A 9,451-nucleotide genomic window follows, 5' to 3' on the forward strand; every position below is an offset into this window, starting at 1 on the left:
GGCCATTGCGGATCATTCCGCGTTCGCCCGCGCCCGGGCCGGTACGATCCGGAAGTCGCGGCTCCGCTGCAGCCAGGCTGCGCGCTCGTCTCGCAGCAGTGTCCGGCGGACCTTGCCGGAATCGTCACGCAGGCCGACGGTGACGGCCTCGAAGCTTTCCGGATGCTTGTAGCGACTGAGCCGGTCGGCCAGGAACGCGGCCATGCCGTCGGCAACCGCTTGCGCATCCGTGCTGTCGTCGAGTTCGAGGATGGCGTGCACACGCTGCCCGAATTCCGGATCGGGCAGGCCGACGACGACGCAGGAGCGCACTTCGGGATGTTCCGTCACCGCAGCCTCGACTTCCGCAGGATAGATGTTCGCACCGCCGCGCAGGATCATGTCGGCAAGGCGGTCGCCGAGATAGAGATAACCTTCGGCATCGAGCCGGCCGATGTCGCCGAGCGATTCCCAGCCGTCCGCGCGACGCTTCGGGTCGGCGCCGAGATAATGATAGGTGGAGCCGGCGCCGTCATTGGGCAGGAAATAAATTTCGCCGGTCTCGCCGGTGGCGACCTCGTTGCCGTCTTCGCCGATGATGCGCAGGCGCGCGGTCTCGCTGATCTTGCCGACCGAGCCGCGATGTTCGAGCCATTCAACACCCGATATGATCGTGGCGCCCTGTGCTTCGGTGCCGCCATAGAGCTCGTAGATGCGCTCGGGCCCCAGCCACTCGATCCATTTTTCCTTCAGCCATGGCGGCATGGGAGCTGCCATGTGAAACACGATCTGCAGGCTCGACAGGTCGTAGCGGTTGCGCACCTCGTCGGGCAGCGCCCAGATCCGGTGCATCATGGTGGGCACGAAATTGACCCACTGAACCCGGCTGGCCTCGATCAGGCGCAAGCATTCCTCGGCGTCGAATTTGACAAGGCCGGTGACGCGTCCGCCATTGAACAGCGCAGTGTGCGAAACGATGAAGGGGGCGTTGTGGTAGAGCGGGCCGGGGTTGAGCAGGGAAGCGCCGAGTGGCATGCCGAGCGCCGCCGGTCCGGCGGTATCGACCACGGCGGGCTTGTGATCGAGGATCACTTTCGGCCGACCGGTCGAGCCGCCGCTGGTCATCGCCTTCCAGTAGCGCGCCACCGGGTTGTTGATTGGTTCGTCGGAAACGCCGTCCGGCACGAAATCGGCCGGCAGTGAATTCGGCGCATTCCAGTCGGGCTGGCCGCCGACCACCAGAGACGGCTTGAGGATGTCGAGCACGGCTGCAGCCTCACCGCGCGGCAATCGCCAGGTCAGCGATGTGGGCGTCGCGCCGCACTTCCACACCGCAAAGGTGGTTTCGAAAAACACGTTGCTGTTGGGCAGCCCGATCGCGACGAAATCGCCGGGCTTGACGCCCTTGGCGGCGAAGGCGCGCGCGCGGCGGTTGGCGTTGCGTTCGAGTTGCTCCCAGGTGAGCGTGTCGTCAGCATGGCTGATGGCGATCGTATCGCTCGGCTTGCGTTCGGCATACCAGCGCGGCACGTCGGCAATAGGGATGAGCATGGGGTGTTTCCGTTGGGGCGTTGATGCCGCTCTTGTGCTTCTGATGAGGCGGTTCACCGCCATCGGCACTTCACCAACGAGAGCCGGGGTGAGTCAAGGCAGGATAAGCGGCAGAGCGACTGCTCTCTGACAGACAGGAAACGCTTGCGTCAGTTCATTCACCAGGACGTCGGACTGCCCCAATTTAGAATGCGTTGCTTTGATTCGTCGATGAAGCGAGGTCGGCTGAGGTAGCGCGTGAGGCGACCCTCGCTGCCCCAGCCGCGCTTCCTCGCGAGAGGCTCCAGGGCGCGGACGATCAAGCCGAGTGCGAGCAGCGTCAGCAACACATAGCACAGATAGTCGCCGATGGCAGCGCATAGCAAAATGCCGACGCAGAAACCGAGAGCGTTGAGCAGAAATCTGGAAAGTCGCCCGCTTGGCCGCATGACCGCGATCCCTTCGTAAGGGCATCTAGCGATTGCTTGCCAAGAGCCAACCCGGGCTCGCCATCAAGGTAAATTTCGCATTGACGGAGCCCACGAGAAAATCCGCGCGCGACTCTTACGGATCGAGTTCCGTATCCCAGTATAAATAATCCAGCCAGCTATCGTGCAGATAGTTCGGCGGAAACAGTCGCCCGTTCCGATGCAGCTGATGCACCGTCGGCGCGAACGGGTGTTGCCTCGGAAACATCCGCGCCTGCTGCGGCGTCAGATTGCCCTTGCGCAGATTGCACGGCGAGCAGGCCGCGACGACATTTTCCCAGGTGGTCTGGCCGCCCTTGCTGCGCGGGATGATGTGATCGAAGGTGAGGTCGTCATGCGCGTGGCAGTACTGGCAGACGAAGCGGTCGCGCAGGAAGACGTTGAACCGGGTGAAGGCGGGATGCGTGGTCGGCTTGACGAACGACTTCAGCGACACCACGCTCGGAAGCTGGATCTCGAAGCTCGGGCTGTGCACCGCGCGGTCGTAATGCTCGACAATATTGACGCGATCGAGAAACACCGCCTTGATCGCGTCCTGCCACGACCAGAGAGACAGCGGGTAATAACTCAGCGGCCGGAAATCCGCGTTCAGCACCAGTACCGGCCAACCGCCTTGCGAGACATGTGCGTTCAAGTAACGCTCCTGACCCCCATGTTAGCTGCGAAGCAGCATGCGCCCTGCATACTACAGGCAGCGTGACGGGATTGTGAAGAGCGTTCCGGGGCTTATCCGCCGCTGCCACCGTTCCGCCCGTATTTGCATCGTGGCCGCGAAGACCGCTAAATCGGACGGACAGGCGTCGTTCGGCCGCAGGCGGACCTCAAAAATGGGCACCCCTTCACGTTATCTTGAGGCTCCGCGCCGGTTACGGGCGTTCGTTCGCGCCCATGAAACGAGCCTGGTGGTCCTGGCGGCGATGATCGGAACCATCGGCGGCCTGGTGGTGCTGGCGATGAGCGTGGCGGTGGCGGCTCTGCACGCGCTGCTGTTCAACATCAGCATCACGGAGCGGCTTTCCAGCCAGCCAGGTGTCGAGACGCTGCGGGCCGTGCTGGTTCCAAGCCTCGGCGGCTTGCTGCTGGGCGTGGCCCTGCTGCTATTGCTGCGCTGGCGGCCCGCGCGCGAGATCGATCCGATCGAAGCCAATGCCTTGCATGGCGGGCGGATGTCGTTTCGCGGCAGCGTCATTGTGGCCCTGCAGACCACCTGGTCCAGCGGCGTCGGGGCGTCGGTCGGTCTTGAAGCGGGATATACCCAACTTGCGAGCGGCCTTGCCGCTTCGCTCGGCCGTGGATTTCACCTGCGCCGCGCCGATCAGCGCATGATGGTCGGCTGCGGAGCGGCCGCTGCGATCTCGGGCGCGTTCGGCGCCCCGCTCGCCGGCGCGTTCTATGCGTTCGAACTCGTGATCGGAGGCTATACGCCGGCGAGCCTCGCGCCGGTCGGCGTCGCCGCCGTGGCGGGTTATTTCGTCACCCATGGATTTGAGGCGCTATCGCTCGGCATCAGCGTCGGCCCGGTCGGCGACGTGGTCGGGCGCGATCTTGCCCTTGCCGCGCTGCTCGGGGGTCTGGCGGCGTTGTTTGGCATCTTCATCATGCGTGGCGTGGCCTTGTGCGAGATGGCGCTTGCGACGACCGGTCTCTGGTCGCCGCTGCGCCCGGCGCTCGGCGGCCTCGCGGTCGGTCTGCTCGCGCTGCTGACGCCGCAGGTGATGTCGTCCGGTCATGGCGCGCTGCATTTTTCCGGCCTCGTCTCGATGCCGTTGCAGATCATCGCCGGTGTCTTCGTTCTGAAGGCGATGGCCTCGATTATTTCGCTCGGGTCCGGCTTCCGAGGCGGATTGTTCTTCGCGACGCTGTTCATGGGCGCGCTCGGCGGCCGCCTGTTCGCCGACGGCGTCGATCTGGTCTGGCCGAATCTCGGCCTCGATTCGAATGTCTATGCGGTGATCGGCATGAGCGCGCTGTCGGCGTCGGTGATCGGCGGTCCCTTGACGATGTCATTCATCGCGCTGGAATCGACCGGCAATCTATGGCTGACGACGGCGGTGCTGGTTGCGGTCATCATCTCGACCATGATCACGCGGGAACTGTTCGGCTACTCCTTTGCCACCTGGCGATTTCACCTGCGGGGCGAGACCATCCGCAGCGCCGCCGATGTCGGCTGGATTCGAGATCTCACGGTCCAGCGCCTGATGCGGCCGGATGTCGCTACGGTCGATGCCGGTATCGGGATCGAGGACTTCCGGGTGAAATTTCCGCTGGGGTCGAAGACGCAGGTCGTCGCGATCGATGCCACGGGGCGTTATGTCGGGTTGGCGGTGGTCGCCGAAGCGCACGCACCGGATATCAATGCGGCGCGCGGCCTCATCGGCATCCTGCATCATCGGGAGGTCGTGCTGAATCCGGCCATGAACATTCAGGAAGCCATCGCCGTCTTTGACGCCGCCGAAGCGGAATCGCTGGCGGTCGTCGAAACCGATGGCGAGCACCGGCCGGTCGGGATTCTCACCGAAGCCCATGCCATGCGGCGCTACGCGGAAGAATCCGACAAGCGCAGGCGGGAGGCGATCGGCGAGGTTTGAGCGCTGGTGTTCACGGTTTGGCGGCGCTGGTCATGAGCTTCAGGCCCAAGCCGAACATGACGGCGCCGGCCGCCCGATCAACCCAGGACTTGTACGACAGGTAAGCCCGTTGCGGTCCTGGCGACGAGAAGAGAAAGGCGACCAGCGCATACCAGGCAGACTCAACAAGGAACACGGCTGCAAGCAGCGCGGCGGCAAACCCCAGTGAGAAGGATACGGGGAGAAAAGCGGCGAACACGCTTGCATAGACGATCGCTGTCTTTGGGTTGCTGACCTGTGTCGTGACGCCCAGCCAGAACGCGCCGAACGGCCGACGGCTGTCCTGGCCGCCGGCCCCGACGACCGCGAGGGGCCGCTGCGCAGATCTGAATATGAGAAAGCCCAGGTAGCAAAGGTACAGGCCTCCCAGAACCCTGAGCCCTGCATAGAGCGCGGGCACAGCCAGCAGGACGCTCTGTAGCCCGAGCAGCGCCGCCGCGCCGAAGATGGCGCCCCCTGCACCCATGCCCAGCGCTGTGGCAAGCGCCCTGATCCTGCTTGATGCGACAGCCACGCGGGCCACCATCACGAAGCTGGGCCCGGGGCTGATCACCCCAACGCTGAGCGCGGCGACGATGCTGGCGAGCGTTGCAAGTTCTTGCATTGTCTAATCCTCCGGGGCGGCTTGCACGGCTTGACTGTAACGGGCTGGACTATTCGGTGTGTGGCGGAGCTTCGACCGCCCAATTCGGATCGGCGCCGAAGGGATGATCCATAAAAAACACCCAGGTGCCGTCGGGCAGCCGGCGGTGAACCTCCATGCCGTGGTGATGCACCTTGGTCGGCTTGCCGTCTTCGCCGGTGCCCTTGATCAGCCATTGCGACCGCGTCATCGCGAAGTCGCCGGAGACTGTCGTGTGGTGGGTCACGACATCCATGTGCGGCTTCAATCCGACATAGGCGGCCATCGTCTTGCGGATGCCGTCTGCGCCGCGCGCAATGCTGTTGCCGCCATGGACTTCGTCGACCTGAACGATCGAGGCGTCGGGGTGGTACATCGTCGCCGCCGCGTCAACGTCCTGCGCATTGAACGCGCGTGCCAGCCAGAGATTGCAAAGTTCGGGGGACGGAGCTCCCATGGCTCAACTCCCATGTTCAGGGTTGATCGATCAGCGAACTGACGCAGCGACCTCATCGGTGCAAAGCTGCACAGGCGTCATAATGTGTTCCCACATCTCGCTTTCTCGTTGCACTGACAGGTAACGTCTGGCGGCACGGAAAGCACGTTGGAATTGCGCCAGCGTCACTTGCGAAACTGCAAGGGGCGCCTAGCTGTGCAGCCATGGAGGATTGGAACGAGCCCCAACTCGTGTTGGCGGTGCATCGGGCAAGCAGTCTCACCGGCGCCGCCAAAGCGCTGGATATCGACCATTCGACCGCGTTCCGGCGCCTGAATGCGCTGGAAACCCGGCTCGGTGTTCGCCTGTTTGAACGGCTTCCCGGCGGAGCGTATCAGGCGACGCCGGCGGGCGAGCGGATGGCGGCCGCGGCGGAGCGCATGGAAGATGAGGCGCTCGCCCTCGATCGCGACATTGCCGGCCGCGATCATCGTCTCTCCGGCCGCTTGCGCGTCACCTCCTCGGAGACGCTCGCGTATCGAAAGCTGACCAGCCACCTTGCAAGGTTCCGGCAAACCCATCCCGGCATCGTCGTCGAGCTCGTGATCGACAACCGCGTCCTCAGCCTCTCGCGCCGCGAGGCTGATATCGCGCTTCGCCCGATGCGGCCGAAGGAGGGTGATCTCTGGGGCCGCAAGCTCGCCGATGTCGCCTGGGCCGTCTATGGCGCTATCAGCTATCTCGAAGAGAGCGGCGGGGCCGTTTCATCCCCGGAAGATCTCGGCCGCCACGCGCTGATCGGATGGGAGGACACGGCTGCCGGCATCATGGCCGCGGAATGGCTGAATCGAACGGTGCCGGGTGACGCCTTCGTTTATCGGACCAACAGCCTCGTCAATCAGTTCATCGCCGCGAAGGCCGGCATCGGCCTTGCGCTGCTTCCCTGCTATCTCGGCGACGAAGATTCCGATCTCGCCCGCGCGCTGCCTGGTCCGGTGCCGGACCTGGCTGGTGAACTCTGGATCGTGACCCACGCTGACCTCAAACGTACCGCGCGGGTCCGCGCCTTCTTCGATGTCGTTGGAGAGGGCCTTGCCCGCGAGCACAGGCTGTTCGACGGGCGGGGCTGATGGTGCCAGCCTTAGATCTTCTCCAGCTTCTGCAGGCAACGGCTCACCCGAACCTCCGGCGGCATCGGCGTATCCGGAAAGCTGGTCTTCCAGTCGGTGACGCCGACTTCGCCGATATAGATGTCGCCCCTCGAATCCATCGCGATGCCGTGGGGAGCGAGGAATTTGCCGGCCTCCAGCCCCGGGCCGTTCTCGCCGCCGAGGCGGGCGATCCGTTTGCCTTTTGAATCGACGATCGAGAGCCGCGGGCCGAGATTGGGCACCTTGCGATTGACCGCCATGCCGGGCCCGAGTTCGCCGACGATGAAATTCGGCTGCTTGCCGCCGCAGCAACACAGTGCGCAGGGCCGGTGCAGAAAGTTCCACTGCGTCTCGTATTTGCCGTTGCCGTCGAACACCTGCACGCGGTGGTTCTCGCGATCGGCGACATAGACCCAGCCGTCGGAATCGGTCGCGATGTTGTGGACGATGTTGAACTGGCCGGGATCGGTGCCGGGCTCGCCCCAGGTCTTCAGCAGCTTTCCGTCAGGCGAATATTTGTGGACGCAGGCATTGCCGTAGCCGTCGGAGACGTAGATCTCGCCCTTCGGCGACAGCGCCGTATGGGTGCAGCGGTGGAACGGCTCGCCGCTCATGAACGGCGCGGGCTTGTTCGGGATGCCGATCGTCAGCAGCACCTTGCCGTCGGTCGAGCACTTGCGCACGGTATGGTCACCGTCATCGGTGCAATAGAGATTGTCGTCGGCGTCGATATGCAGGCCGTGGGCGCGGTTGAACAGGCCTTCGCCCCAGCTGGTGATGAAGTTACCCTCGCGATCCAGCACCACCATCGGATGGTCGCCGCGGTTGAAGACGTAAATGCGGTCCTTGCTGTCGACCGCGACGGAAGCGGCGTCGGTCAGGCTCCATCCGTCAGGCAGTTTTGCAAAATTCTCCACCACGCGGTAACGATGCTCGCCCGAGCCGAGAATGGCCGACATGCGTTTCTCCCCATCTGATATTTGTTGGCGGGAGTGTTGCAGAGACCTGTCCGAAGCACGAGGGGGATTTGCGCATGGCACGTTTCTTCCAGACTAGACTAGGCGTGTACTCACAAACGGCCGGATGAGACGTCCGCTTCCGGGAGCGCAGCGGACCAATTGTGCTCAAGGTGAGTTCTTCGGATTTTGCCCCGTTGCAGACCTCGGCAATCCGCTTCTGCGCGTCGCCGCGCGGCAGCGGTCGCCTCGGTATTCGACAAGACGCGAAGAACTCAATGTTGCGAGATATTCAGCGCTCCGTACGTCAGATTGCGCATCGCCGTGAAATAATCGCTGACCTTTTCTGGTGCGACCTGGATCATCTGTACAGCGATCACCTTCTGCGCCGGATCAACCCAGAACTGCGTCCCCCAAACTCCACTCCAGCCAAAACTGCCGGCTGACCCGCCGCTGGAGCGAATGGCAAAGCCGAGGCCAAACGTTGTCCCATGGCCTGGGCCGACACTGCGGCCCACAAAGCTAACATCGTATGGTAGCGCGTTGGCGGTCATCAGCTTCACTGTCTCAGGTGCGAGTATCCTAACTCCGTCGAGCTCACCCCCATTGAGCAACATTTGGCAGAAGCGCAAGTAGTCGAGAGCCGTCGAGGCAAGTCCGCCGCCACCTGAAAGGAGCTTGCGCGGCTTTGTGATGTCAAATTGAGGAGGCCGCGTCGTTGGTGCCTCGACCACGCGGCCGAGGTTTTCGCTCGGTACGTAGAAGCCGGTGTCAACCATCCCGAGGGGCTTGAAAATGCGGCTCTGCAGGAATTGATCCAACTCCTGGCCGGAAGCAACTTCGACAATCCTCGCCAGAACATCTACGCCCCAGCTGTATTCCCAGACCTCACTCGGTTGGTGTGCCAGCGGCAAGATCGAAAGACTTGTCACAAACTCGGCGAGGGAATTGTCCGGCTTGAAAGCGGCCTTAGCGTAGAGCCTGTTGATCGGCTCATCTACAAATTGCGGCGGATAGACCAAGCCGGAAGTATGACGAAGCAGGTCGCGCACGGTCATTGGTCGCTTCGGCGGTTCTAGCGCAATGTCGATCTTCCCTGACGCCGGGTTAGGCTTCGCGGTCGCGACTTGCATGGTCTTCAGCTCGGGCAGGTATTTCGCGACCGGCGCATCGAGATCGAGCTTGCCGTCGTCTACCAGCATCATGGCTGCAACACTGGTGATCGGCTTGGTCATCGACGCGATCCAGAAGATCGAGTCGGTCGTCATGGGAATGGTCTTGGCTCGATCTTGGAAGCCAATGGGTTGAAGATAAGCAAGCTTGCCCTCTTTAGCTATGGCGATGACTGCACCCGACAGGTCCTTGCCCGAAGGGTCGACCGCATCAATCCGTTTCTTGTACCAAGAAGTAATCTGCGAAAATCCCCCTATCGAAGGGTTCTTGATAGCAGGATAGATAGCTGTCGAGAGCGCGACAGTCATAAGAACACATCCGATTGCACTGAAGAATGCCAGGGCCTTTATCAGTGAGTGTTGCATATGCGTCATGGCGTGCTTCCGCGAAGATAAAGCGGCTCGCTCTGCGTGCGCTTGTGGCACATTCAGCATATCGATTTGAATGAGGTTTGCTACTGCCGTTACGGTGCGCAATGTCGCTTATTGG

Annotated in this window: 8 protein-coding genes; 2 read left to right on the top strand and 6 right to left on the bottom strand. The window is 62.7% G+C overall.

The genetic code is table 11. From position 1 onward, the window contains the following. Window positions 1–12: 12 nt before the first annotated feature. Both KIP88_RS40050 and KIP88_RS40055 read right to left on the bottom strand, forming a co-directional pair. The gene (locus KIP88_RS40050) at window positions 13–1,530 is read right to left on the bottom strand and encodes an AMP-binding protein (protein ID WP_214493639.1); all 1,518 of its coding nucleotides are present in this window, start codon (window positions 1,528–1,530) and stop codon (window positions 13–15) included. Window positions 1,531–2,073: 543 nt separating this feature from the next. After that, a complete protein-coding gene (locus KIP88_RS40055; RefSeq protein ID WP_214493640.1) occupies window positions 2,074–2,631 on the bottom strand; it encodes an HNH endonuclease in 558 nt (185 codons plus the stop codon). A gap of 193 nt (window positions 2,632–2,824) precedes the next feature. On the opposite strand from KIP88_RS40055, the gene KIP88_RS40060 reads away from it, so the two are divergent. Further along, window positions 2,825–4,585, top strand: coding sequence for a chloride channel protein (locus tag KIP88_RS40060; RefSeq protein WP_214493641.1), 1,761 nt, complete (start codon window positions 2,825–2,827; stop codon window positions 4,583–4,585). Between the two features lie 10 nt (window positions 4,586–4,595). On the opposite strand, the gene KIP88_RS40065 is transcribed toward KIP88_RS40060, so the two are convergent. Then, window positions 4,596–5,228, bottom strand: a complete 633-nt coding sequence (locus KIP88_RS40065) for a LysE family translocator (protein WP_214493642.1) — start codon at window positions 5,226–5,228, stop codon at window positions 4,596–4,598. Between the two features lie 49 nt (window positions 5,229–5,277). Then, window positions 5,278–5,703 carry a nuclear transport factor 2 family protein gene (locus KIP88_RS40070; protein WP_214493643.1) on the bottom strand — a complete coding sequence of 142 codons (426 nt, stop codon included), beginning with the start codon at window positions 5,701–5,703 and terminating at the stop codon, window positions 5,278–5,280. Between the two features lie 203 nt (window positions 5,704–5,906). Between KIP88_RS40070 and KIP88_RS40075 the strand changes: the two genes are divergently transcribed. Beyond that, window positions 5,907–6,812 carry a LysR family transcriptional regulator gene (locus KIP88_RS40075; RefSeq protein WP_214493644.1) on the top strand — a complete coding sequence of 302 codons (906 nt, stop codon included), beginning with the start codon at window positions 5,907–5,909 and terminating at the stop codon, window positions 6,810–6,812. Between the two features lie 11 nt (window positions 6,813–6,823). On the opposite strand, the gene KIP88_RS40080 is transcribed toward KIP88_RS40075, so the two are convergent. After that, a complete protein-coding gene (locus KIP88_RS40080) occupies window positions 6,824–7,792 on the bottom strand; it encodes a peptidyl-alpha-hydroxyglycine alpha-amidating lyase family protein (protein WP_214493645.1) in 969 nt (322 codons plus the stop codon). 272 nt (window positions 7,793–8,064) lie between these two features. Next, the gene (locus KIP88_RS40085; RefSeq protein ID WP_214493646.1) at window positions 8,065–9,336 is read right to left on the bottom strand and encodes a serine hydrolase; all 1,272 of its coding nucleotides are present in this window, start codon (window positions 9,334–9,336) and stop codon (window positions 8,065–8,067) included. Window positions 9,337–9,451: the final 115 nt, after the last annotated feature.

This window comes from Bradyrhizobium sp. SRL28 (assembly GCF_018596315.1).
In the GTDB taxonomy this organism is placed as follows: Bacteria; Pseudomonadota; Alphaproteobacteria; order Rhizobiales; family Xanthobacteraceae; genus Bradyrhizobium.

Bases quoted from the DNA above. Each gene is read 5' to 3' on its own strand.
- KIP88_RS40075 (WP_214493644.1), top strand. From the start codon at position 5,907: ATGGAGGATTGGAACGAGCCCCAACTCGTGTTGGCGGTGCATCGGGCA.
- KIP88_RS40060 (WP_214493641.1), top strand. From the start codon at position 2,825: ATGGGCACCCCTTCACGTTATCTTGAGGCTCCGCGCCGGTTACGGGCG.
- KIP88_RS40050 (WP_214493639.1), bottom strand. From the start codon at position 1,530: ATGCTCATCCCTATTGCCGACGTGCCGCGCTGGTATGCCGAACGCAAG.
- KIP88_RS40085 (WP_214493646.1), bottom strand. From the start codon at position 9,336: ATGACGCATATGCAACACTCACTGATAAAGGCCCTGGCATTCTTCAGT.
- KIP88_RS40070 (WP_214493643.1), bottom strand. From the start codon at position 5,703: ATGGGAGCTCCGTCCCCCGAACTTTGCAATCTCTGGCTGGCACGCGCG.
- KIP88_RS40080 (WP_214493645.1), bottom strand. From the start codon at position 7,792: ATGTCGGCCATTCTCGGCTCGGGCGAGCATCGTTACCGCGTGGTGGAG.
- KIP88_RS40065 (WP_214493642.1), bottom strand. From the start codon at position 5,228: ATGCAAGAACTTGCAACGCTCGCCAGCATCGTCGCCGCGCTCAGCGTT.